A 22,605-nucleotide genomic window follows, 5' to 3' on the forward strand; every position below is an offset into this window, starting at 1 on the left:
CCCGATCGACCATGTCCCCTTCAGGAGTTCTCATGACACTCGCGCCCCCGCCCCCGCTCTCCTCGTCGTCCGCCGTCCGCCTGCGCCTGTCGGTCCAACCGGCACAGGGCCGCATGCCCCGGCGCATCGACGGCGCCTGGTGGCCCCGCTCGACCGATCTGACGTCCGAACTGCCCCGGCTGCTGGGTGGACTGCCGCCCGCCTGGGGGCACGTCAGCAGCGTCCTGGTGGACGAGGCTGTATGGGCTCCGTTCCCCGGACGGCTGCTCGTCGACGATCAGGTGGTACGCCTGCGCCGGACGACCAGCCGGCACGCCCCCTCCACCGTCTGCCTGCTGGCACCCGGCCACGGTCGGTGGGACCTGCTGGTCGTACCGCCCGCGGCCACGGAGGCGGAGGCCGGGGGGCTCATGGACAGCATGGACACCGCCGTGAAGGACGGCCTGGGGTTGGGAACCGCTGTCCGTTGACGGTGTCTGCCGGACCGACTGTGGGCCCACACCACCCAGGGGTGGTGTGGGCCCGGGGGTGTTGTCACCGCACCGGTCGAGGGCCGCCAGTGCCTTCCGTCCGGCACCGAGCGGCGCAGCCCGGAGCAGTGGAGGTCGGTGGTGCTGCGGTGACCACGGCCGGGCGGGGCGGAGTTCTCGTTCTCCGTCCTGCGGCAGCCGTGTTGTCCGGACGCGGAGTCCGTCCGGACCGTCGACGGAGTACGCTCGGTGCTACCGAGGGTATTTCGCGCACCGGCTCCCATGTCCGTGTCGCTTTCGGCGATTTGATCACCTCGGGTCGGTTTCGGTCGGTCCGGAGCCGGGTTCGTGTCATGAATGCGACCGCTACCCCCACGCCGATCCTCGAAAACACGCCATCCTCTCCGTCATGCCGGATGCCTTTCGCTTCCGTTGATTCCTTGCCTACGGCCGTGCTCGATCCGCTGTGGGGCCGGGTCACCGGCGCCTTGGCGGACCACCCGTACCGGTCGGCTGTCCCGGGCGCGGTGCCCGTAAGTGGGCAGGTGCAGCCGACTCCCGCCTCGGCTCTTTGGCTGATGGCCGCCGGGAGAGACTGCCTGCGCACCTCGCACGCGGGCCGGCTGATGGGGGAGGCGGCGAGCCTGCGCACGGTCTCGGAGACCGACCCGGCCGTTCAGGCGGCCTGGGACTCCGAAGGGGACGATGCGGTCCGCGAGCCGGCCGCACGCCCGCAGATCCCGGTCGTTTCCGCTCCGCCGACGGCGAGATGAGGGCCTTGGAGGCGCTGTGACCACCACGGCCGCAGCCGGACAGGGCCGGGCGGGCGCACCCGGAGGTGAGGGAGGAGAGCCGCCGTGAGTGCCGCCGGGCTCCTGGCGGACGGTGGCGGGGAGCCGGCTCCTTCCCGGCACCGTGGTCCTTCGGATGAAGACGACAGCCGAGCGCGCGGGACCTTCGACCGCGCGTGGTGACCGTCGGCACGCGACCTCAAGAGTCAGCCGACACACGACCTTCAGCCGACACGCGACCTCAAGAGTCGGTGGTGGCCGCGGACACGCGACCCCAGGAGCCGGCAGCGCCTCGACAACAGCCCGAGACCCCGGCCGCATCTCAGACGACAGGCCGGGGTCCTCCCGTGCCGCGTGCTTCCCCGACCTCTCGGGTCCGGGCCGTGATCGACATAAGGAATGTGGGAATCATGGGTGTTCTGATCACCGTGCTGGCGGTGTTCGCCGTGGCCGGGCTCGTCCTGCTCGCCCTCAGCGTGCGCAACGTCCAGCAGTACGAGAAGGGTGTGGTGTTCCGCTTCGGACGGCTGCTGCCGGACATCCGCGGGCCGGGCCTGCGGGTCATCCGGCCGATCGGGGACCGGATGCGGAAGGTGTCCGTACAGACCGAGGTCCTCGGTATCCCGCCGCAAGGGTCCATCACCGCCGACAACGTGACACTCACCGTCGACGCTGTCGTCTACTTCAAGGTCATCGACCCCGTCAAAGCCCTGGTGAACGTGCGCAACTACCCTGCCGCCGTCTCCCAGATCGCCCAGACATCGCTCCGCTCGGTCATCGGCAGGGCCGACCTGGACACACTGCTCTCCGACCGCGACCACATCAACGCGGAACTCAAGAAGGTGATGGACGCCCCCACCGAGGAGCCCTGGGGGCTGCGCATCGAACGTGTGGAGATCAAGGACATCGCCCTTCCGGAGTCGATGATGCGCTCGATGTCCAAGCAGGCCGAGGCGGAGCGGGAACGCCGTGCCCGGGTCATCGCCGCCGACGGCGAGTTCGAGGCGTCCCAGCGGCTGACCGACGCCGCCGCGACCATGGCCGACACCCCCGGAGCCCTCCAACTGCGCCTGCTGCAGACCGTGGTGGACGTATCCGCCGAGAAGAACAGCACCCTCGTGATGCCGTTCCCCGTGGAGATGCTCCGCTTCTTCGAGCACCAGAGCAGGGAAACCGGCGGCGCGTCCGACGGACGGGTCACGCACCGGATCAGCCGGAGCACCCGGCGCCCCGCGGCGCCCACGGGCGTCGTGATCCCCGAACCCGCCATCCCGTCACCGGCCATCGCGCCCGCCTTCTCACTGAGCGGAGAACGGGTCGGATCCGGCGGCAAGCGGATCGGCGGCCGTGCGGAGGTGGCCGGGGAGCGACGGGACGACTGGCCGACACGGAGGGACGCCGAGGAGTCACTGAACGGCTGACCGCTCGGCCGACGGAGTGACGCGGATCGTCTTGGTGCCGCGTGGTGCCGCTGATGACCCCGGTGACAGTACGTCACCAGGGTCACAGCGGTCCGGGGTGGCTGAAGCGGCCGGCCCGGCGCTGGATGCGGTGCCGACGGGTGCGGTGGCGTACCGGTGGAAGCGCGGCCCGCGCGTCGGCACGGGCGTAGAAGACGTGCTTGGCGCCCTCGATCAGCACCAGGTAGAGCACGACCATCAGGGCCAGGGTGAGGAGGAGTCCGAGCGGCAGGGCCTGGAAACCGAGCGGCCCCGCGAGCGGCGACATCGGCAGCGCGACACCGACGGCGACGACGGCGAAGGTGCTGACCATCAGGGGGCGGCTGGGCCGGCTGCGGTAGAACGGCACCCGGCGGGTTCGGATCGCGAAGACGACCAGCGCCTGCGTGGCGAGGGACTCCACGAACCAGCCGGAGCGGAACAGCTCGGCGCCCGTGTGGAAGATCTCGATCATGACCGCGAAGGTGAGGAAGTCGAAGACGGAGCTGACGGGCCCGAAGAAGAGCATGAAACGGCGGATGAAGGCGATGTCCCAGTGCGAGGGCGCGCGCAGCTGCTCAGGGTCGACGTGATCGGTGGGGATGGTCAACTGCCCGGCGTCGTAGAGGAGGTTGTTGAGCAGGATCTGCGAGGGCAGCATCGGCAGGAAGGACAGCACCAGGGAGGCTCCGGCCGCGCTGAACATGTTGCCGAAGTTACTGGAGGTGCCCATCAGGACGTACTTGATGGTGTTGGCGAAGATCCGGCGACCCTCGGCGACCCCGTCGGCGAGGACGCCGAGGTCCTTCTCCAGGAGCAGGACGTCGGCCGCGTCCTTGGCCACGTCGGTCGCGGTGTCCACGGACAGCCCCACATCGGCGGCGTGCAGGGCCAGCGCGTCGTTCACCCCGTCACCCAGGAACCCGATGGCCCGGCCCCGGCGCCGCAGCGCCCGTACGACCCTGGCCTTGTCCTGGGGCGAGACACGGGCGAAGACGGTGGTGGTCCCGGCCGCCCGGGTCAGCTGCTCGTCGTCCAGCTCCCCGATGTCCCGACCGGTCAGGGCCCGGCCGGGCGGCAGGCCGAGGTCGGCGCAGACCTTCTGCGCGACGAGCGCGTTGTCGCCCGTACAGATCTTGACGGTGATGCCGAGGTCGGCCAGGCGTTTCAGCGAGGCGGCGGCACCGGCCTTGGGCGGGTCGAGGAAGACCAGGAAGCCGGCCAGGCGCAGCCGGTACTCGTCGGCGGCGGTGAGGGACGTCTGCCCGTCGGCGTTCCTGGTGGCGACAGCGACGACCCGGCTGCCCGCCGCGAAGTGCTCCTGGAGCACCACCGCGGACTCGTCCGGTACGTCACCGCAGCGGGCCAGGACCGCCTCGGGCGCCCCCTTGGCCACGAGCAGGCGGCTGCCGTCCGCACGCTCGACGAGCGCGGAGCCCAGCTGTCGGTCGTGGTCGAAGGGCAGCAGTGCGAGCCGGTGGTGACCGGCCGGGGGAGTGCCCGTGGCCTGCCACAGCGCGCTGTCCAGCGCGTTCCCGCCCACCTGGTCGAGGTCGCCCTCGGTGGCCAGCAGGCCCAGCTTGAGCACCATGTCGGAGAGGGCGCCAGCCGGGTCGAGGGCCGCCTCGAAACGGATGCGACCCTCGGTGAGCGTGCCGGTCTTGTCGGTGACCAGGACGTCCATGTCGCCCAGGTCCTCGATGCACACCAGCCGTTTGACGAGGACCTTGCGACGCGCCAGCTGCCGTGAACCGGCGGCCAGACTCGTGCTCACCACCGCGGGCAGCAGCTGCGGGGTGATCCCCACCGCGATGGCCAGCGAGAAGAGCAGGGCGTCGAGCAGCGGCCGGTGGAGCAGGAGGTTGACGACGAAGATCCCCGTGGTGAGGGCGGCGGCGACCTTGAGGAGCAGCATGGAGAAGCGGCGCAGCCCCGCCTGGAAGTCGGTCTCCGGCTGCCGTTCTCCCAGCCCCAGCGCGATCCGACCGAACTCGGCACGGCCCCCGGTGGCGACGACCACTCCGGTCGCGCCGCCCCCGTGCACCACCGTCCCCATCAGCGCACAGGACGTCAGCTCGGCCAGCGCCGCCCCCGCGGCGACCGGCTCCGGGGTCTTGTCGACAGGGGCGGACTCCCCGGTGAGGACACTCTCGTCGCAGGCGAACGCCGTGCACTCCAGCAGGCGCAGGTCAGCGGGCACCACCTGCCCCAGCGTCAGACGTACGACATCGCCCGGCACCAGCTCGGTCACATCGACCTCGGTGGCCGCGCCGTCCCGGACCACGACGGCCGTGTGGCGCACCCGCGAGTGCAGGGCCTGTGCCGCCTTCTCCGCCCGGTACTCGTTGACGAATCCCAGTGCCACGCTCAGCACCAGGATCCCCGCGATGATGATCGCGCCGGTCCGCTCGCCGAAGAAGTACGAGACCCCGGCCGTGACCGCCAGCAGGATCAGCAGGGCGCTGCGCAACTGCCGCCCGAGAAGTGCCAGGACACGGGCGTGGTGCGTGCGTACGGCGTTCGGCCCGACGACCGCGAGCCGCTCGGCCGCCTCACCCGTCTCGCCTCCCGACAGTCCCTCGGGACTACTCGCGAGCGCGGCCAGCACGGCTTTCGCGTCCTCGGCGGCGGCGTCCCCCACCCGCATCTCCGCCACCCGGGTGGTCACTGACTCCAGGTCCATTCGGCGACCTCGGGCAGGTCCTCCCCGTGGGCGCGGATCCAGTCGTGATGGCGATAGCGGACGTCGACCATCCGCTGCCGCAGCGCCGCGGCCCGGACCGAGAGACCGGGCACCCGGTCGATGACGTCCATGACCAGCCGGTACCGGTCGAGGTCGTTGCGTACGACCATGTCGAACGGGGTCGTCGTGGTGCCCTCCTCCTTGTAGCCGCGCACGTGCAGGTGCGGGTGGTTGGCGCGCCGGTAGGCGAGCCGGTGGATCAGCCACGGATAGCCGTGGTACGCGAAGACGACGGGCTTGTCGGGGGTGAACAGAGCGTCGTACTCGCTCTCGGACATGCCGTGCGGGTGTTCCTCCGCGGGCAGCAGCCGGGCGATGTCGACGACATTGACCACCCGTACCGCGAGTTCGGGCAGATGGAGACGGAGCAGCGAGGCGGCGGCCAGTACTTCGAGGGTGGGTACGTCGCCCGCGCAGGCGAGTACCACGTCCGGTTCGCCGTGCTCGGACTCGGTGCCGGCCCAGGACCAGATCCCGGCGCCGCGCGCGCAGTGCGCGCGGGCGGTGTCGAGGTCGAGCCAGTCGAAGCAGGGCTGCTTGCCCGCGACGACGACATTGACGTAGTCGCGACTGCGCAGCACGTGATCCGCCACGGACAGCAGGGTGTTGGTGTCCGGGGGGTAGTAGACCCGCACGACCTCCGGCGACTTGTTCAGTACGTGGTCGACGAAACCGGGGTCCTGGTGCGAGAAGCCGTTGTTGTCCTGGCGCCATACGTGCGAGGTGAGCAGGTAGTTGAGGGAGGCGATCGGGCGGCGCCAGGGGAGCCGGCGGGCGACGCGCAGCCACTTGATGTGCTGGTTCGCCATGGAGTCGACGATGTGGACGAAGGCCTCGTAGCAGGAGAACAGGCCATGTCGTCCGGTGAGGAGATAGCCCTCCAGCCAGCCCTGGCAGGTGTGTTCGGACAGGATCTCCATGACCCGGCCGCCGCGTTCCAGGTGCTCGTCCGTCGGAAGGACCAGTGCCTCCCACGCCTTGCCGCTCGCTTCGTAGACGGCCTGGAGGCGGTTGGAGGCCGTCTCGTCCGGGCCGACCAGCCGGAAGTCCCGTCGTTCGCCCGTATCGGCCATCACCCGCGCCAGCAGGTCGCCGAGGACACGGGTCGGCTCATGCGCCGTCGCGCCGGGCTTGTCGACCGGGACGGCGAACCGTTCCAGGGGCGGCAGGGGCAGGTCGTGCAGCAGCAGACCGCCGTTGGTGTGCGGGTTGGCACCCAGGCGGTGTAAGCCGTCGGGGACACAGGCCAGAACCTGTGCCCGGGGGCGTCCGTGCTCGTCGAAGAGTTCCTCCGGCCGGTAGGAGCGCAGCCATTGCTCCAACTGCCGTAGGTGAACCGGGTTTTCGCGTACGGCCGACAATGGGACCTGGTGCGCTCGCCAGGTGCCCTCCACCGGGAGGCCGTCGACCTCGGCCGGTCCGGTCCAGCCCTTGGGGGTGCGCAGCACGATCACCGGCCACCGCGGGCGTTCGGTGACGGCGGAACCGGCGCCTTCGGTGCGGGCGGCGTGCTGGAAGGCGGCGATGCGGTCCAGGGCCTCGTCCATGGCGCGAGCCATCGCCTGGTGGACGGCGCGCGGGTCGTCCCCGGTGACATGGAGGGGCTCGTGGCCGTATCCCCTGAGCAGGGAGTCGAGTTCGGGCTCCGGTATCCGGGCCAGGACCGCCGGATTGGCGATCTTGTAGCCGTTGAGGTGCAGGATCGGCAGGACGGCACCGTCCCGTACCGGGTCGAGGAACTTGTTCGAGTGCCAGGAGGCGGCCAGCGGGCCCGTCTCGGCCTCACCGTCGCCGATCACGCAGGCCACCAGGAGCCCCGGGTTGTCGAACGCGGCCCCGTAGGCGTGCGAGAGGGAATAGCCCAGCTCGCCGCCTTCGTGGATCGATCCGGGGGTCTCGGGTGCGACATGACTGGGGATGCCGCCCGGGAAGGAGAACTGCCGGAAGAGGCGGGCCATGCCGACGGCGTCCCGCGTGATGTCCGGGTACGTCTCGGTGTAGCTGCCCTCCAACCAGGAGTTCGCGACCACGGCCGGCCCGCCGTGACCTGGCCCCCAGACACAGATCGCGTCCAAGTCCCTTGCCTTCACCACCCTGTTGAGGTGGGTGTGGACCAGGTTCAGTCCCGGTGAGGTGCCCCAGTGTCCCAGCAGCCGCGGTTTGACGTGCTCAAGAGCCAGGGGCTCGGTCAGCAGCGGGTTGGACAGGAGGTAGATCTGCCCGACGGCCAGGTAGTTCGCCGCCCGCCAGTGGGCGTCCAGCGCGCTCAGTTCCTCCTCGTCGAGGCGGTCGAGGCGGGTGGGAGTACCGAGCGTGTCGCGGGAGGTCTCGCGAGGGGGGTCGAGCGGCATGACGAACCCTTCTTGAAGAGGGCTGCTCAGGAACTTCGGGAGCTGAGGCCGGGGAGGAATTCGGATTCGTCGATGAAGGCGCGGGCGACGTCCGAGAGGCGGCGGTTGTGGGAGCGGGCGTAGGCCCTCAGGGTGGTGAAGGCCTGTTCCATGTCCGTGTGGCGGCGTTCGGCGAGCTTTCCCTTGGCCTGCTCGATCAGGACGCGGCTGTTGAGGGCTGTCTGCAACTGCTCGTTGAGGAGCGTGTTGCGCTCGGTGGTGCGTTGTTGCAGCAGGCTGATGGTGGCGACGTCGGCGAGGGCCTGGGCGAAGGTGGTGGCGGCGGGGCTGATGGGCGCCGGGGTGGCGTGGAAGAGGTTGAGGGCGCCGACGACCTCGTCGCGCAGGCGCATGGGCAGCGCCTGGACGGCGTTGAAACCGCTGCGCTGAGCCTGGGCGGTGAACAGGGGCCAGCGGGCCGCCTCGTCGCGCAGATCGTGGACGGAGACCGCGATTCCGGTGTGGAAGCAGTCCAGGCAGGGGCCTTCGTGGTTCTGGAGCTGGAAGAGTTCCAGGAGGCGCACCTGTTCGTCGGAGGCGGCCATGACGCGCAGTACGCCGTCACGGTCGGCGAGCAGGACGCCCGCCGCGCTCGCGTCGAGCAGGTCGACGCAACGGTCGGTGAGCAGGCGCAGGAAGTCCATGAGGTCGAAGTCGGCGACGAGACTGTCGGCGAGCTCGACGAACGTCCGGGCCATCAACTGTTCCTTCATCGTGCACACCTCTGCGTATGGGGCGTGAGCATCAGGACTCCTCGTCGGGGGGTCGCGCATCCGGCGGTTGGATGTCGGACGGAGCCGTGTCCGGGGGGAGACGGAGCCGGTGGGCGACCACGTCGGCGGCGACCACCGAGATCCGTGTCCCTCGGGCGTACGCGTGGGCGCGCAGCCGGATGAAGGCTTCCTCGAAGCCGACGTCGAGCTGGACCATGAGGATGCCGGTGGCCTGGTCGATCTCGGCGCGGTATCCGCCCAGGTCGTCGAACGGTGCGGCATCCGGCCGGCCGGTGCCGGCCGCGTCGGTGTCGGGCGCCTGGGTGTCGAACGGGACACCCGTCTCACTGATCCGGGCATCGAGCAGAATCAACGTGGCAGCGTCGGCGAAGGCCATCGCATCGGCCACCTCCTCCGCGTCCAGCTCGACCGAGCTGCTGGAGTACAGGTCGAGGACGCCGGGGCTGACGGCCCCTATCTGCAGAGGGAAAGCGAAGACCGCTCTGGCACCGGCTTCCAGGGCCGCATCGGCGAACACCGTCCAATGTCGCTGGAGTTCACCGGCCAACAGGTCGGGGCAGAGGACCGTCGAGCCGAGGACGTAGGCGTCCACGCACGGTCCCTCGCCCAGGGTGAGCTGGAGTTCTTCCAGATGCTGACTGACGGAGTCGGTGCTGCACAGCGGATGACTCGCCCGGTCGCGAGACATCGCGGACATCCCGGCCCCGCCGACCGGCAGTGCCGCCACTGCCGCCGTGCACACGTCGAGGACGCCGACCCGGGCGCCGCGCAGGGCCGCCTGCTCGGCCACGAGAGCCTGGATCCGCGCCGACCGGCTGCCGGGGATCATGGCGACCACAGGGTCCATGAGCGGTGACCAAGTCCCTCCGGCCTCGCCGCCGTTCGCACCCCCAAGGGCAGAGCCAGCGTCAGGAGCACGGCGCCGTCGGCCGCCCTGCGGCCGTCTCCGACGTCCGTCCGATCCCGGCAGCGGAGAGCGGCCAGGACCGGCTGGTCAGGCCGGTCCGCCAAGGTGACACCGAGTGGTGCCCGGTGCTCGGTGAACAGCCGTTCCTGCAGCCGCCGGGCCTCGTCCCGGCCCCGCGCGTGCGGACGAACCAGGCTCCCGGCGAAGGCGAAGGTCAAGGCCCGGTCGGCACTGGTGAGCCGACCCTGACTCAGGGGCGTCGTGCGTGTGGTGAACGGCTGGTGGTCTACGCGCCCCCGCGATCGGATCGGCCCGGCCAGGGCCGTCGCAGCACACCGCCCGGGAGAGCAGCCGGCGCCGGGGCGAGCCGGTGCGTGGTCCGGTGCACGGGAGAGGGCCGCGAGGGTGGTCGGCTCCCGGCGAAGGCATGTGGAAGGGCAAGGACGAGGGAGTCCGAGCCGACGAGGGTGACGAGGCGTTCCAACGCCGTTCTGGACTGGTGTAGTTGCAGGGGATCCTCCGGTCGTGGCGCTGTGCTGCAAGGCGTGGAGGAAGGCGTTGATGCCGCTGTAGTCGCAGGAGGTCACGGCGGTGACATCGATATCGATGGTGTGGATGCCGTCGTGCGGGTACCGCTCCGCCGGCGTATGCACCAAGGGCGCCGATTGCAGGTCGATCTCGCCAGTCAGGGTGACCAGCGCCCGGTTGTCCGTGTCGTGCCGGCAGACGTTCAGGATCGGTGGGATACGCATGGGCAGGGTGCCTCGGTTCACGAGACCGTACCGGGTACGCGGTACGGTCGTACGGTCGTGCAGGCAGGCGAATGACCGATCCAGCAGACGCTGTTCCGGAGCGTAGGACCCAGCCGGTTACCTCGGGGATGCGCGGGGCGGGCGGACGGGTGATCCGCTCTCCGCAGGCATGCGGGCCAAGCAGTGGTGGCCCGCCGGGGTCTGGGACGTCCGTACGCAGCATAGTCCCGAGGCCGCTCTCTTGGTTGGTCCGGAGAGGGGCACCACGATGTATGGACGGCGGTGATCGGGCGGTTCCCATGCCGTGCCGGGGCGCTGATCGCAGGTGAGACACCGTCAGCCGGGCAGTCGTCCCGTTGCACCGTCCGCTCCGCCGAACAGGATCGGTGCCGGTCCTCCGGATCGCGGGAAATCCTGACTTCCGCGGGGTCGGGCGAAGCGGAAGGCGGAACGAGTCGTCCGGGTGACCCGGAGCGGCGTGGCCTACGCCGTGCTGTCGGTCAACGCCCGACTGCCTCCCTTGTCAACGCAGTCTCGACAAGCGGGAGTTCCGCGATCCGGGCAGAGTCCGCCGGGGCGAACGGAGCCTCGGCGGGAGCGTTCACCGGCTCGGCCGATGGCGCCGGCAGGATGTGATCCTCCCACCAGGACAGGCCCATCACGGCGGCGAGCAGGACGAAGGGGGTCGAAGCCGGAACGATCAGCGCGTACATGTGTACCGCCTGTGGTGGTATGCGTGCGACGCGGCGGACGGCACGAGGGTGCCCGCCTGGGGCGCATCGAAGCTGCGTCAGGGTCCAGTGGCGACGGCGGGCGCGGGAGCGGCCCGTTGGCGACAGGAAGGAGTCCGGCACTGATGCGTGAGGTGCGCCCCCGAGGGAGCGCGAGAGGCGATCGACGCTGCCGGGGGCTCGGGCCGTACCACGCACGTTAGCCCTCGCCGTACTCCCCGGACAGACGTCAAGCGGCCATCCGCTTCCAACCGCTTCCGACCACTTCGGACCGCTTCCGTCGGACGCCGCGGACACGGTGCGCTATCCGCAACCTCTTGGAAGGGCTACGCTGTGTGAACAGGCCCTGGCCCCCGGCAGTGATGGTTTGTTCCGCTCCGGGGAGGCCCGCCGTGTTCGTTCTGTTTCTCGTGCCGATCGTCGTCCTGTTCGGCCTCGGCTTTCTCAATCCCCTCTGGTGGGTGGCCGCGGCCGCGTTGCTCTTCGGCGCCACCCGCTACGGCCGAGATCGCGGGGGAGGCTGGATCCGTGGCGACGGTTCCGACCGCAAGGGCTACCGGGACTATCAGGAGCGCCGGGACCGGCAGGACCGCTGGGACCGCCGCTACAGCCGACAGAACCGGGCGCGCTGGAGGCGCGAGGACCGTCGGGACCACGAACGCCGCGGGTGACCGGTAGACCGCCCCGTCGTGCAGCCGGAGGCCCGTGTCAGGGGTGTGCCACTCGCGGATCTCGGCTGCCCGGATCATGCGCTGTCCCTCTTGAGCGGGACGCCCGTCGACGCGAGCCGTGCTCCTTGGAAGGTCGCGGCCTGGCCGGAACCGCCAGTGCGGCTGTAATAACGACTCCGGCGCAAACACGCCGGAGTCGCCCTTCCGGGCGGCTGCACGTGAGAGTGAGCCAACCCACCATCCATGCTACTGCGGGTGGCGTGGCTCGTACTTTTCCCGGGCGTCGCATCAACCGCGCTCTCCTATGGCTTACGTGATCCATCCGGCACCGAGGACATGGCCCACGGGTGACGTCGGCTTACACCCACCGCATCCCGCCGTCCTGCAGCCGCTGACCGAGCAGTGACGGCCGCGTCCCGACCCGTCGCCGTTCGAGGTCGATTACCCCACTGTCAAACACGCGAAAATCTATGTTGGCTGGAGTAGACATTGGGTGATCGCCTGGTTATGGTTTCTCTCGTAGTCCAGAGGGACAGCAGGCCCGGCAGAGACGAACCGCCGGGCAGCAGTACCGCAGTTGCAGTTCGCAGGACGGTGCGGTGGTGGAGTTTCGAAGCCAGGGTTGTTGCAGGACGGCGACGGGACTGACGACCGGACCGGGTGGCCCGCAGTGATCAGGGGTTGCCGTGAGCAGTACCGCAGTGGCAGTACCCGTGAGTGCAGTTCGCAGTACCAGCAGTGAAGGCAATGAGCAGTACCTCGGTGAAGGCGTCGGCTGCGGACGCGCGCACCGGGAGGTTCGGCAGTGGGGTTCCAAGCCGGAGCAGACGCAGGACGGGCGACGGGGCTGGCTGACGAAGAGTGGCGCTGTCTCAGGCCACAGAGCAATACGCAGTAGAGCAGTACCAGTAGTAGGTAAGTGATTGATCCCAGAGGGAAGAAACGGAGGAGGCAGGCGCCATCAGGATCGCCCGGGCGGAAATGCCGAGCCCGGGTACCGCAGGACATCGATAGTGAGGTGGTCTCCGGTCGAGCAACCGCGATCCCCGCGCCCCCGGCAGCATTTCGGTCGGGTCCGCGGAAACAGAAGGCCGGCGAAGTACTAGGGTCGGCAGATGGTGTTGCAGTTCCTTCGGGGCCCTGGTGCCATTGGCGCCAGGGCCCCTCGACGCGTACCACAGAGAGGTGCAAGTGACAGCAGACGTTTCGTTCGGCCGTCTTGACGACGACGACTACCCCGCCTACACGATGGGGCGGGCCGCCGAGATGCTCGGCACCACCCAGGGCTTCCTCCGTGCCATCGGTGAAGCCCGCCTGATCACCCCACTGCGCTCCGAAGGCGGGCACCGCCGCTACTCCCGCTACCAGCTGCGGATCGCCGCGCGCGCCCGGGAACTCGTCGACCACGGGACCCCCATCGAGGCCGCCTGCCGCATCATCATCCTCGAAGACCAGCTCGAAGAGGCCCAACGCATCAACGCCGAATACCGCCGCACCGCGTCCCGGCACACGGCTGGCACCTGACCTGCGGTCCTCATCCCGTCGGACCAGCGGTCCGTGCTGCTGTGGATCGTCTGGACAGGCGCGCTGGCCGGCATCGCGTTCCGGGTCCTGTGGGTCACAGCTCCGCGCTGGCTGTACACCCCGTGCTACCTGGCCCTGGGATGGGCGCCGGTGCGCTACCTGCCCGGCTTCCTGCACACCGGCGGAGCGGCCGTACTCGCCCTGATCGTGGCCGGCGGGCTGCTCTACAGCGCGGGCGCGGTCGTCTACGCCCTCAAGCGCCCCGATCCTTCACCAGACTGGTTCGGCTTCCACGAGATCTTCCACGCCCTGACCATCGCCGCCTTCACCGCGCACTACACAGCCATCGTCCTGGCAGCCGCGTGACTGCGTTCGGGGCATGTCGAAGCGCAGGACTCGGGGGACGGGCCCTGGTCGCACATGGTCCGGGAGAGGCTGGTGGGCGGGGCGGAACCCGGGTTCCGTGATGCGATATGACCTGTCCGATGCTGGACTTTGCTCAGGTCTTTCGCGCCTGCGGGGCGGAGTCCTGAGCGTCATCGAGCAGTGAGGAGCCGCTGTGACCGCAAGAGGGCCGGACAGCGGGCGGGTCTCTCATCCTGCGAAGGGCGGGGGTGGCCGGGGCGGGGCGATGACCTTGGCGGGGACGCTGGAGGCGGCGGAGTCTGCGGCGCCGGTGGAGTCGCTCGACGTGGTCGCGCGGATGCTCAAGGAACATCTCGGGGCCGTGTCGGTGTCGTTCCTGATCACCGACTTCAGCGGCGGCTCGGTCGTACGGCTGGGGGCGGCGGGCAGCGTCGATACCGACGAACCCGCCCGGCGCATCACGCTGCGGGGCACCCTGTACGACAACGTGATCCGCACCCAGCGGCCGAGCGTGGAGGACAAGGGCGAGGGCGCGCTGGTGCGGATCGTCGCCCCGGTGACCAATCGTGGGGACGCCATCGGGCTCCTCGAACTGTTCCTGCCCGCGGCTCCGGACGCGGAGGTGATGCGGGAGATCGGCGAGACCGCGCACGCTCTGGCGTACATCGTCATCGCGAACCGCTCCTTCACCGACGTCTACCAGTGGGGCCGTCGCACCACCCCGCTGAGCCTGGCCGCGGAGATCCAGCACCGGCTGCTCCCGGCGTCGCTGGCGTGCGAGGCGGCGCAGTTCGCGGTCGCCGGGGCGCTGGAGCCCGCCGACCATGTCGGAGGTGACACCTTCGACTACGTGATCGACCGGGACACCGTCCAGCTCTCCATCACCGACGCCATGGGTCACGACGTCGACGCCGCACTCCTGGCCACCCTCGTGGTCGGGGCCCTGCGCCGGGCACGGCGGGCCGGTGCGAGCCTTGAGGAGCAGGCCCACGAAGCCGACCGTGCTGTGCGCGAACACGGCCGCGAGGGTTATGTCACCGGCCAGCTGCTGCGGATCAGTCTGCTCGACGGCGGTACCGAGTTCGTCAACGCCGGCCACCCCTGGCCGCTGCGCATGCGGGACGGCCAGGTACGGGAGATCGTTCCGAAGGTCGATAGGCCGTTCGGCTTCCACGCCCCTCACACCTACCGGGTGCAGTCGCTGGACCTGCGGCCCGGGGATCGGCTGGTGATGCTGACGGACGGCATGCTGGAGCGCAATGCCAAGACCCTGGATCTGTCGGACCTGATCGTCCGCAGCCGCGCCCTGCATCCCCGCGAAGCCGCTCGCGCCCTCATCGGGGCGATCATCGACGCCGGCCATGGTCACCTGGAAGACGACGCGACCGTCATGTGCCTGGACTGGCACGGCCCCGGCCACTCCCAGCGGGACGCCGCCACCGGCGCCGACCTCAGCGACGCCTCCGCACCGTCACGAACGGGACGGACCAGTCCCGGGCGATGACTCTGGGCGGATGGTGAGGAAGGCGGCGACCCGGTCGCTGTGCTGCGAGTTGAGCAGGCGGATGAGGGGCACCGCGGGACCGGCCATCGCCAGGATCACGAACGTCTGCATGATCCTCACCTCCCCAGCGGCTGACACGGCAGCGTGGCGGTGGCGAGCGGGATTCGTGGACGTGCGGGAGGTGCGGCCGGACTGCGGACCTCATGTCCTCCTTCGGAGTCCCAGACCGCCTCCACGGCCCGGTCGCTCTCGGACACTGTCCGCAGGCGAGCCGCCTCCTCCATCAGTCGGCTCGCGGTCGACGTGCCCAGGGGGTCGCTCGCGGCGGCCATCAGCCAGGCGGCTGAGACGGGGTCCGTCCGCGGCGGGATCACCAGGAGGTTCCAGCGGCCCATGTGGTAGGAGAGCAGCAGTAGTTCATGTGGGTCCTGCTCGGCCAGGAAGCAACCCACGTTCACCACATGCCCGGCGACGGGCACCTTGCGCGGGACGACCGGCCAGTGTGTGGGATTCACCGTCACCCGGGTGATCCGCCCCCACAGCGGATCCAGTACGGCTGTCAGGGCGGGGAGTTCCGCCCCGAGAACGCGGGCGCGGGGCCACCATGCGCCGTCCAGCAGGGCCGGAGCAGGACCGATGGGAGCGAGCGAGAGACGGACAGAGGACGAGGAGGACCGGTCTTCGACTTCGAGTGTCGGCGAGAGGGAAACGGCCGCAGTCATGACGCGAACCCTGCCCCGGGCCGCTTGTTGACCGGCCCGGCATATTGAATCGCCGAAAACGACACGAGCGTGGAAGCCGGTGCGCAAGAAATCCTCGGTGATTTCACCGTACTCCTCGGACCAGCCGAACGGACCGTACGCTCAACCCGTCCCGTGCCGAAGTGTCTTGTCCACGGCGTGCATCACAGGGCGGCGAATCGGGCGGGCCGCCGCAGGTGACCACGACCGAGGCGCTGACGGAGGAACGGATCTCCGAACCGGCCCGTCCGTCGTCGGTGCCAGGCGTGGCGTGGTCTGTCCGTCGGCGCCGTCATGATCGATTCCGCTGCTGGTTGTGTGGACTCCGGAGGGACGACCGCCCGATCCCAGCGGCCCCTGCCAGGTGTGAGCGGGACGACCGTGTGCATACGTCCACCACACGGATCCGGGCACCACACAGGGCCGCCGGCTCGGCGACCAGCACCTGGATGCGGGCCGACCGGCTGTCGGGCCTCACCCAGGCCACCGCGTCCAGGCATCGTGCGCAAATCCCCCCGGCCTCAGGGAGGTTGGTTTGCCGACGGGAAGGATCAGCACCCGGAGCCGCGTGGCGCCGGTCGGCTTCCAGAACGCTCCCACGTCCAGCCATCCCCAGGAACGGAGCGTGTTGAGGGTGGGGTGATCGGCCCGGTCCACCAGGGTGGCGCCGAATGACGCCTGGTGGTCGGCCAGCAGCCGCTCCTGCAACCGGAGAGCCACTTGCGCGTCCTGCGGGTGCGGGGGGATCAGGATGTCGGTGATCACGAAGATGCCGCCGGCCGCTGCGAGTTGTTCGACGCCGCGCGGTAGGGCTCGGTCGAACCCGATCCACCCGAAGGCGTTGCTGAGCATCGGGAATCCGAAAGCACATCCCACCAGTCCGTCCGTCTCCGCGATCACCATTGCGAAGCCCGGCCGCCGGATGTCGGCTGTGAGACGGTTCAGAAACTGCCGACGGCTGGGACGGCAGTACGCATCAGGACGCGATGATGTCTCGTGGGAGTCCACATACAGATCCGTCAGCTTCCTGCTCAGATCCTGTGCCAGCCCGCGGTTCACCCGACGTAACCGGACCGCTTCCACAGTGGACGATTCGCAGCCACGGGGCTTTCGTGGCTGCCCCCGCCCCGCCCAGGCCGTCACGGCGCATCACCCGAGAGCACAGAGGCAAGCGGAACAGCCCGGCGCCGCGGGGTCTGGGCGGCGGCCGGGGCCGGGACATCCCCGAGCGGATCGTCGAGGAGCAGGAACCCGGAGCCGGTGAGGTCGAGGATCAGGCCGAGTGTCGGCGGCGGGTGGTGCAGTCGCAGGGTCCCGCCGGCCTCGGTGGTCTGCTGCGCGGCGTGGAGGAAGACGTTGAGGCCGGTGCAGTCGCAGAAGGTGACAGGGGTGAGGTCGATGTCGATGGTGCGGATGCCGTCGCTCAGACATCGCGCCAGTGCCGTGCGTACCAGCGGGGCCGATTCCAGGTCGATCTCACCGGCCAGGGTGATCAGTGCCCGCTTCCCTCGGTCATGGCGGTAGACGGCGAGCTGCGGTCGGGGCATGATGCCTCGATTCGGTGGACCATCCGGCAGCGGACGGGGTGACGCCGGGGATCCCGGCCCCCATGGCGCGCTGCCGGCAGGGCGTACGGTCGGCGGAGCAACGGCCGGTCCGACAGCACACCGGACCCACCCAGTTCCTCCAGGGATGCGCCGGGTCACAGACGAAGAGTCCGCTCCCTGCAGCCATCTGTGTCGAGCAACGACAAGCCGCCAGGGTCTGGGACGCCCGGACAGCAGCATAGTCCTCGACCCGGTCCGGCGGACGCCCGGCAGCCGTCCGTTCCTCGTACCAGGGCGACGCCTGGACATGATGCCGCGCGAGTACTCCGTGCCCTGCGTGATCCTTGGGCAGGCAGCGCGAAACACGGTGACCACCGCGGGCCGGGGTGACGGACCGTGCACCACACAAGGAGGCGGCCAGGGGATCCACTGCCCCCGACGCTTGGCGCCGCCTGGTCGGCTACCTGTTCCGCGCCTTCGCCCCCCGGCACCGGCACCCCGGCCCCTGTCCGCAGCCCCGGCGCCCACCGCCCTGTACCGCGCGATGATCCGGCTCGCCCTTCCGTAAACGGCAGCCGCTCAAAGCCGGCGGCGCCATTTGACTGTCGCTTTTGGCTCGGGAGTTACACCACTCACCGTGCAGACCCGGCCGCCGAACGACGTGAACGCGCCCGCATCCGCAGCGAGAAAGGCATCCGCTGGGGCGGGACGTCCCCTCAAGACCGCAGCGTGAGCGCACTTCCCACCCAGTGCGCAGCTCCTCATGAAACGCTGGGAGCATGATGGGTGGACCGTCTGAGAACCCAGAACTCTGGGCATTCCTGGAATCGCTGCACCGCGGCGAGTTCCTTTCCGGCACCGTCACAGCGATCGAACGGTTCGGTGTGTTCGTTGCGCTGGACGACGGACCCGACCATCCGGTCTTCCCCGGCGTCGGGTTCATCTCCTTCGCTGAACTGTCCTGGCGGCGTTTCGAGGCAGCCTCCGACGTCGTGCAGGTTGGACAGCGCGTCTCATGCGAGTTCCTCCAGTTCGACACGTGGAACCTGGAGGCCAGACTGTCCTTGAAAGCCACACAGCCGGACCCCTTTCAGGTGTTCACCGACACCATCGCGGTGGGGCAGAAACTGCCTGGCCAGGTCACCAAGCTGATCCCGTTCGGCGTCTTCGTCCAGGTCGCCGACGGAATCGAGGGACTGGTTCACCTGCGAGAACTCGCCTGGACACCGGTGGAGACTCCATCAGATGTCGTCCAGGTCGGCGACAAGATCACGGTAGTCGTCACCGAGATCGACCGAGAGCGACGCAGGCTAGCCCTCTCCCGACGGCAAGGCTCATCCGCCGGCGTGTGATGCGCTGCGTTCCTGCGACAGTTCCCTTGCGCGAGTGTTCCTGAACGTCTGCTCAGTCAAAGGAAGGCACACGCCCCAGGCCGGTGAACCTTTGCGGTCACCGGGTTCCTCCGAGGATGCCCCGGCCTTCAGGCCGGGGAGGAATCGGACTCCTGCGGAGCAGGGCAGGGGCAGGGGAATCGCCGTCAGGGCGATTCCTCGTCCGTCGCGGCGGCGTCGCGCTCGACCTCCAGCCGGTAAACGATCTCTGAGTTGAGGGACCTGCGGGCGGACTTGGCCTGCCCGACCAGCCACTCGTGGAGGTCGTCGGGCAGGCGGAGGGTGATGCGTGTCGTCTCATCCATGACTCCACTGTAGTTGCGTCCCGATGGATTGACGGTGGTACGGTGACACCATGACGACGCAGCGGGGGGTCAGTGAGGATGCCGGGCACGCCCGGTACACCTACCGGCTCCGTGTGTCGTCGACCGCTGCCGCCGCTCTCGAAGCGGAGTGGGCGCGGTGCCGGTGGATCTGGAACGAGTGCTGCGCCCGGTCGAAGAAGGCGCACGCCGAGGACGAGAAGTGCGGCCCGGCCCGCCTGGACAAGATGCTGACCGAGGCCCGCCAGGCCAACTCCTGGCTGGCCGAGGGATCCTCGGTTCCACAGCAGCAGCTCATCCGGGACTTCGCGAAGTCCCGCGCCAAGGCGTTGAAGGACATCAAGGCCCGCCTGCCCATGGCGCGGCGGGCCGGGATGCCCCGGTACAAGAAGAAGCGCGACACCAAGCCGTCGCTGAACTACACACAGCGCGGGTTCCGCATCAAGGACGGACGTCTGCACCTCGCGGGCGGGACCGCGGTGACGGTCGTGTGGTCGAGGGATCTGCCCGCCGCCTCGTCCAGCGTCCGGGTCTATCAGGACAGTCTCGGCCACTGGTACGCCTCGTTCGTCGTCCCGGTCTCCGTCGGGCATCTGCCGGCGACCGGTGCCGTGATCGGCATCGACTGGGGAGTCAAGGAAACCGCGACCACCACCAGCGACCGGCACGACCTGCCACACCTGCAGCACGGGAAGGCCGCCGCCGCGCGCCTGGCCCGCTACCAAAAGCAGATGGCCCGCCGCCGCACCCCCCGGGGCAAAGCCCAGTCCAAGGGCTACCGGCGGGCACAGGTGCAAGCCGCCAAGGTGCACAAGAAGGTCGCGCGGCAGCGCCAGGACACCGGCCGCAAGTGGGCCAAGAAGGTCGTCCGCGACTTCGACCAGCTCGCCGTCGAGGACTTCAAGCCGAAGTTCCTCGCCAAGTCGACGATGGCCCGCAAAGCCGCCGACGCCGCGATCGGCGCGACCAGGACGGCCCTGGTCGAGATGGCCCGCAAGCACGGCCGCATCGTGCACCTGGTGCACCCGGCCCACACCACGATGGACTGCGCAAAGTGCGGTGCGAGAACCAAGCACGCACTCCCCCTCTCTGAACGTACCTACGCGTGCACCGCGTGCGGAGCCGTGTCCTCCAGGGACAAGAACTCCGCCCGCGTGATGCTCGTCCGGGCTGGTCTCAACCCGGCTGGCGCTGATCGTGTAAGAGCTGACGGACCGCCGGTCCACAGCCAACGTGAGCCAGGAGTCCTCGTCCTTTAGGGCGGGGAGGATGTCAAAGCACTGGATCGTCAATGCCGGGTCCTGTTCAGCCGGTGCTTGTGCCCCGGCCTGCGGCCGCTGACCCGGCGGTGACGGCCTCGTCCGCCCCTTCGCCGTTCGAGGTCGATTTTCCGATCAGTTTCAGAGCCAAGTCTCAAGGGGCCAGGGTGAGGTCACCATGGTTGGACTTGGCGAGCGACCGCCCGATGACCATGCGCTGAATCTGGTTCGTGCCTTCGAAGATCTGAGTCAATTTGGCCTCACGCATGTACCGTTCGACCGGGAACTCGCGTGTGTAGCCGACCCCGCCGAGGACCTGCACCGCATCAGTGGTGACACGCATCGCGTTGTCGGTCGCGACGAGCTTCGCGACCGACGCCTCACGGCTGAACGGCAGTCCCGCGTCCTTCAACCGGGCGGCATGGAGGGTCGCAGCACGCGCTGAAAAGACCGCGGCCTCCATGTCGGCGAGCAGGAACGCGACTCCCTGGTGGTCGATGATGCGTGATCCGAACGTCTCCCGATCGCGTGCATAGGCGATCGCGTGATCGAGAGCGCCCTGGGCGAGACCGACCGCGACGGCCGCGATACCGAGACGGCCGGAATCCAGGCTCGCGAGAGCGATACGCAGGCCGCCGCCCTCGGCACCGATACGCCGCTCGACCGGGACACGGACGTCCCGGAGGACCATGGTCGCCGTCGTGGACCCGGTCAGGCCCATCTTCCGTTCGGGTACATCAGCGGTGAGGCCCTCGGTGCCAGCGGGGATCATGAAGCACGAGATACCCGTGCGGTCCTCCGAGGTGCGGGCCATGACCTTGTAGTAGTCCGCGTGGCCACCGTGGGTCGTCCAGGCTTTCGCACCGTTCAGGACGTAGTGATCGCCGTCCAGACGGGCCCGGGTCCGCAGCGCGGCCGGGTCCGAGCCGGCGTGCGGCTCCGAGAGGCAGTAGGCACCCAGCAACTCGCCACCGAGCATCGCGGGCAGCCACTCCTGCTTCTGCTCCTCGGTGCCCGTCGTCGCCAGGCCGAAACACGACAGCACGTGCACGGAGACACCTACGCCGACCGAAGCCCACACGGACGCGATCTCTTCGACAACCTGCAGGTACACCTCGTAGGACAGGCCGCTGCCGCCGTACGCCTCGGAGTACGGCAAACCGAGCAGGCCGACGCGTCCGAGGAGCCTGAACACGTCACGAGGGAATGCCTCGTTCGCCTCATCGGCATCCGCTCGCGACGCGAGTTCATCGGCCGCCAGCTTCCGGACCAGCCTGATGAGGTCAAGGGACTCATCGTTCGGTAGCAGACGACGCGCGCTCATGGCACCTTCCAGCTGTCGGGGCGAAACATCGTTCGGAGACGTCTGCGGGCCAAGGCACGCAAGACGCTCTTCATGGACAGAGATCGAGACGCCCAGGGAAGGCCAGCCGCCGCGTGGGTCTCGGCGGTGGCGCGGGTGGTGTCCCTGAACCCGGACGGGATCATGTTCACGCCGGTGGCGTCACAGGTGAGCACCAGCAGCTCGGCGGCGTCGTTGCGGGTCGCCGGGTACGTGCAGGTTCGGCGCCGGCGAGCGGTACGCGACCCGAGAGATGTCCACGCGTTCGACGGTGGTGGCCAACTGCCGCACGTGCCCACGCTCCGCGAGCGTGCGCGCCCGTCCGAGCCGTCACATCCCGGCGGCGCGGCGGCGGCACGGATATCGAGCCGGTCCTGCACCAGCACCTGCCCCGCGAACGTGACGTAGTCCTCGTGAAGGCATCGGCGGAGCTCGGACACATAAGACACCACCAGGTCTTCTTTCTTGCGCGGTCAGGCAGATCAGTCCGGCCGACGAGGAGAAGACCGGCCTCTTGCCGCACGTTCACCCGCTCGCCGCGACCGTGCCACGCGTCCCGGTGAACAACCCGCCCGGAGTCCGCACCGTCAGCTTCGCCGCAACGGCCTTCTTCGAACGGTGTCGGATCACTTCCGTCCGGCGGGGCACCACCTTCGGACCAAGCCCCTCCACCGCCTGCCGACAACACACCGGACCGGCATACCGGGCCAGTGCCGCAAGCAGATGTTCCAGAGCCTGGGGGGCCTGCGGATGTCCACCCCGGTGCGGGGTCGGGGACCATGGTGGTGGAGCCGGTAGAGGATACCGGCACCGGCTCGATTCGCGGCAGTTCACCGACGACTTCGCGTGCCGTTGAGATACGGGTCGGCTCCTGCTCACAGCTCATCCGACCCGCCTCCCTCGCCAGCTGATCAACCAGCTATCGCAACGAGACGGGCATCACACCGGACACGGGCGACCCCGCTAACCTCACCCAACGGG

At 69.3% G+C, this 22,605-nt stretch carries 19 protein-coding genes and 1 pseudogene; 10 read left to right on the forward strand and 10 right to left on the reverse strand.

The window, feature by feature from the left end:
- Positions 1-32 precede the first annotated feature (32 nt).
- From OG780_RS36540 to OG780_RS36550, 3 genes are all read left to right on the forward strand, one after another.
- Complete coding sequence (locus tag OG780_RS36540; protein ID WP_328455452.1) at positions 33-470, forward strand: DUF5994 family protein; 438 nt, start codon at positions 33-35, stop codon at positions 468-470.
- A 440-nt stretch (positions 471-910) separates the two neighbouring features.
- Positions 911-1,243, forward strand: a complete 333-nt coding sequence (locus OG780_RS36545; RefSeq protein WP_328455454.1) for a hypothetical protein — start codon at positions 911-913, stop codon at positions 1,241-1,243.
- A 428-nt stretch (positions 1,244-1,671) separates the two neighbouring features.
- The gene (locus tag OG780_RS36550; RefSeq protein WP_328455456.1) at positions 1,672-2,682 is read left to right on the forward strand and encodes a slipin family protein; all 1,011 of its coding nucleotides are present in this window, start codon (positions 1,672-1,674) and stop codon (positions 2,680-2,682) included.
- Positions 2,683-2,764: 82 nt separating this feature from the next.
- Here the strand turns inward: OG780_RS36550 and mgtA are convergent, their stop codons facing one another.
- The 5 genes from mgtA to OG780_RS36575 form a co-directional block, all read right to left on the reverse strand.
- Positions 2,765-5,383 (reverse strand): magnesium-translocating P-type ATPase, encoded by a 2,619-nt coding sequence (gene mgtA / locus OG780_RS36555; protein ID WP_328455458.1) that lies wholly within the window; start codon positions 5,381-5,383, stop codon positions 2,765-2,767.
- Positions 5,365-7,794, reverse strand: coding sequence for a phosphoketolase family protein (locus OG780_RS36560; RefSeq protein ID WP_328455460.1), 2,430 nt, complete (start codon positions 7,792-7,794; stop codon positions 5,365-5,367). The genes mgtA and OG780_RS36560 overlap by 19 nt, the downstream gene beginning before the upstream one ends.
- 26 nt (positions 7,795-7,820) lie before the next feature.
- Positions 7,821-8,546: a GAF and ANTAR domain-containing protein gene (locus OG780_RS36565; protein WP_328455462.1), complete on the reverse strand. Its 726-nt coding sequence runs from the start codon at positions 8,544-8,546 to the stop codon at positions 7,821-7,823.
- A gap of 31 nt (positions 8,547-8,577) precedes the next feature.
- A complete protein-coding gene (locus OG780_RS36570; protein WP_326784406.1) occupies positions 8,578-9,414 on the reverse strand; it encodes a GAF and ANTAR domain-containing protein in 837 nt (278 codons plus the stop codon).
- Between the two features lie 1,312 nt (positions 9,415-10,726).
- Entirely contained in the window at positions 10,727-10,939 is a 213-nt protein-coding gene (locus OG780_RS36575; protein ID WP_328455465.1) for a hypothetical protein, read from the reverse strand.
- 410 nt (positions 10,940-11,349) lie between these two features.
- Here OG780_RS36575 and OG780_RS36580 point away from each other — a divergent pair, with 410 nt between their 5' ends.
- The 4 genes and pseudogenes from OG780_RS36580 to OG780_RS36595 all read left to right on the forward strand — a co-directional run bounded on the left by OG780_RS36580 (position 11,350) and on the right by OG780_RS36595 (position 15,022).
- Complete coding sequence (locus OG780_RS36580) at positions 11,350-11,628, forward strand: hypothetical protein (protein WP_326784404.1); 279 nt, start codon at positions 11,350-11,352, stop codon at positions 11,626-11,628.
- Positions 11,629-12,819: 1,191 nt separating this feature from the next.
- Complete coding sequence (locus OG780_RS36585; RefSeq protein WP_261705887.1) at positions 12,820-13,152, forward strand: helix-turn-helix domain-containing protein; 333 nt, start codon at positions 12,820-12,822, stop codon at positions 13,150-13,152.
- Between the two features lie 6 nt (positions 13,153-13,158).
- A pseudogene (locus OG780_RS36590) lies at positions 13,159-13,518 on the forward strand (hemolysin III family protein); the annotation flags it as partial.
- 265 nt (positions 13,519-13,783) lie between these two features.
- A complete protein-coding gene (locus OG780_RS36595; protein WP_328455468.1) occupies positions 13,784-15,022 on the forward strand; it encodes a PP2C family protein-serine/threonine phosphatase in 1,239 nt (412 codons plus the stop codon).
- Between the two features lie 116 nt (positions 15,023-15,138).
- Here OG780_RS36595 and OG780_RS36600 read toward each other — a convergent pair whose 3' ends face one another.
- The 3 genes from OG780_RS36600 to OG780_RS36610 form a co-directional block, all read right to left on the reverse strand.
- Positions 15,139-15,744 (reverse strand): DUF5994 family protein, encoded by a 606-nt coding sequence (locus tag OG780_RS36600; protein ID WP_328455470.1) that lies wholly within the window; start codon positions 15,742-15,744, stop codon positions 15,139-15,141.
- A gap of 492 nt (positions 15,745-16,236) precedes the next feature.
- The gene (locus OG780_RS36605; protein ID WP_328455472.1) at positions 16,237-16,821 is read right to left on the reverse strand and encodes a hypothetical protein; all 585 of its coding nucleotides are present in this window, start codon (positions 16,819-16,821) and stop codon (positions 16,237-16,239) included.
- Positions 16,822-16,901: 80 nt separating this feature from the next.
- Positions 16,902-17,309, reverse strand: coding sequence for an STAS domain-containing protein (locus tag OG780_RS36610; protein ID WP_328455474.1), 408 nt, complete (start codon positions 17,307-17,309; stop codon positions 16,902-16,904).
- Positions 17,310-18,088: 779 nt separating this feature from the next.
- Between OG780_RS36610 and OG780_RS36615 the strand changes: the two genes are divergently transcribed.
- Entirely contained in the window at positions 18,089-18,661 is a 573-nt protein-coding gene (locus tag OG780_RS36615; protein WP_328455476.1) for a S1 RNA-binding domain-containing protein, read from the forward strand.
- 185 nt (positions 18,662-18,846) lie between these two features.
- On the opposite strand, the gene OG780_RS36620 is transcribed toward OG780_RS36615, so the two are convergent.
- Positions 18,847-19,005, reverse strand: a complete 159-nt coding sequence (locus OG780_RS36620) for an Arc family DNA-binding protein (RefSeq protein WP_328455478.1) — start codon at positions 19,003-19,005, stop codon at positions 18,847-18,849.
- Positions 19,006-19,055: 50 nt separating this feature from the next.
- On the opposite strand from OG780_RS36620, the gene OG780_RS36625 reads away from it, so the two are divergent.
- Positions 19,056-20,282 carry an RNA-guided endonuclease InsQ/TnpB family protein gene (locus tag OG780_RS36625; protein ID WP_328455480.1) on the forward strand — a complete coding sequence of 409 codons (1,227 nt, stop codon included), beginning with the start codon at positions 19,056-19,058 and terminating at the stop codon, positions 20,280-20,282.
- Between the two features lie 154 nt (positions 20,283-20,436).
- Here OG780_RS36625 and OG780_RS36630 read toward each other — a convergent pair whose 3' ends face one another.
- Positions 20,437-21,606 carry an acyl-CoA dehydrogenase family protein gene (locus OG780_RS36630; protein WP_328455482.1) on the reverse strand — a complete coding sequence of 390 codons (1,170 nt, stop codon included), beginning with the start codon at positions 21,604-21,606 and terminating at the stop codon, positions 20,437-20,439.
- Between the two features lie 72 nt (positions 21,607-21,678).
- Here OG780_RS36630 and OG780_RS36635 point away from each other — a divergent pair, with 72 nt between their 5' ends.
- Complete coding sequence (locus OG780_RS36635) at positions 21,679-22,032, forward strand: hypothetical protein (RefSeq protein WP_328455484.1); 354 nt, start codon at positions 21,679-21,681, stop codon at positions 22,030-22,032.
- Positions 22,033-22,605: the final 573 nt, after the last annotated feature.

The sequence above is a fragment of the Streptomyces sp. NBC_00386 genome, assembly GCF_036063235.1.
In the GTDB taxonomy this organism is placed as follows: domain Bacteria; phylum Actinomycetota; class Actinomycetes; order Streptomycetales; family Streptomycetaceae; genus Streptomyces.

Bases quoted from the DNA above. Each gene is read 5' to 3' on its own strand.
- OG780_RS36540 (WP_328455452.1), top strand. From the start codon at position 33: ATGACACTCGCGCCCCCGCCCCCGCTCTCCTCGTCGTCCGCCGTCCGC.
- OG780_RS36550 (WP_328455456.1), top strand. From the start codon at position 1,672: ATGGGTGTTCTGATCACCGTGCTGGCGGTGTTCGCCGTGGCCGGGCTC.
- mgtA (WP_328455458.1), bottom strand. From the start codon at position 5,383: ATGGACCTGGAGTCAGTGACCACCCGGGTGGCGGAGATGCGGGTGGGG.
- OG780_RS36560 (WP_328455460.1), bottom strand. From the start codon at position 7,794: ATGCCGCTCGACCCCCCTCGCGAGACCTCCCGCGACACGCTCGGTACT.
- OG780_RS36565 (WP_328455462.1), bottom strand. From the start codon at position 8,546: ATGAAGGAACAGTTGATGGCCCGGACGTTCGTCGAGCTCGCCGACAGT.
- OG780_RS36570 (WP_326784406.1), bottom strand. From the start codon at position 9,414: ATGGACCCTGTGGTCGCCATGATCCCCGGCAGCCGGTCGGCGCGGATC.
- OG780_RS36575 (WP_328455465.1), bottom strand. From the start codon at position 10,939: ATGTACGCGCTGATCGTTCCGGCTTCGACCCCCTTCGTCCTGCTCGCC.
- OG780_RS36595 (WP_328455468.1), top strand. From the start codon at position 13,784: ATGACCTTGGCGGGGACGCTGGAGGCGGCGGAGTCTGCGGCGCCGGTG.
- OG780_RS36600 (WP_328455470.1), bottom strand. From the start codon at position 15,744: ATGACTGCGGCCGTTTCCCTCTCGCCGACACTCGAAGTCGAAGACCGG.
- OG780_RS36610 (WP_328455474.1), bottom strand. From the start codon at position 17,309: ATGCCCCGACCGCAGCTCGCCGTCTACCGCCATGACCGAGGGAAGCGG.
- OG780_RS36615 (WP_328455476.1), top strand. From the start codon at position 18,089: ATGATGGGTGGACCGTCTGAGAACCCAGAACTCTGGGCATTCCTGGAA.
- OG780_RS36620 (WP_328455478.1), bottom strand. From the start codon at position 19,005: ATGGATGAGACGACACGCATCACCCTCCGCCTGCCCGACGACCTCCAC.
- OG780_RS36625 (WP_328455480.1), top strand. From the start codon at position 19,056: ATGACGACGCAGCGGGGGGTCAGTGAGGATGCCGGGCACGCCCGGTAC.
- OG780_RS36630 (WP_328455482.1), bottom strand. From the start codon at position 21,606: ATGAGCGCGCGTCGTCTGCTACCGAACGATGAGTCCCTTGACCTCATC.
- OG780_RS36635 (WP_328455484.1), top strand. From the start codon at position 21,679: ATGGACAGAGATCGAGACGCCCAGGGAAGGCCAGCCGCCGCGTGGGTC.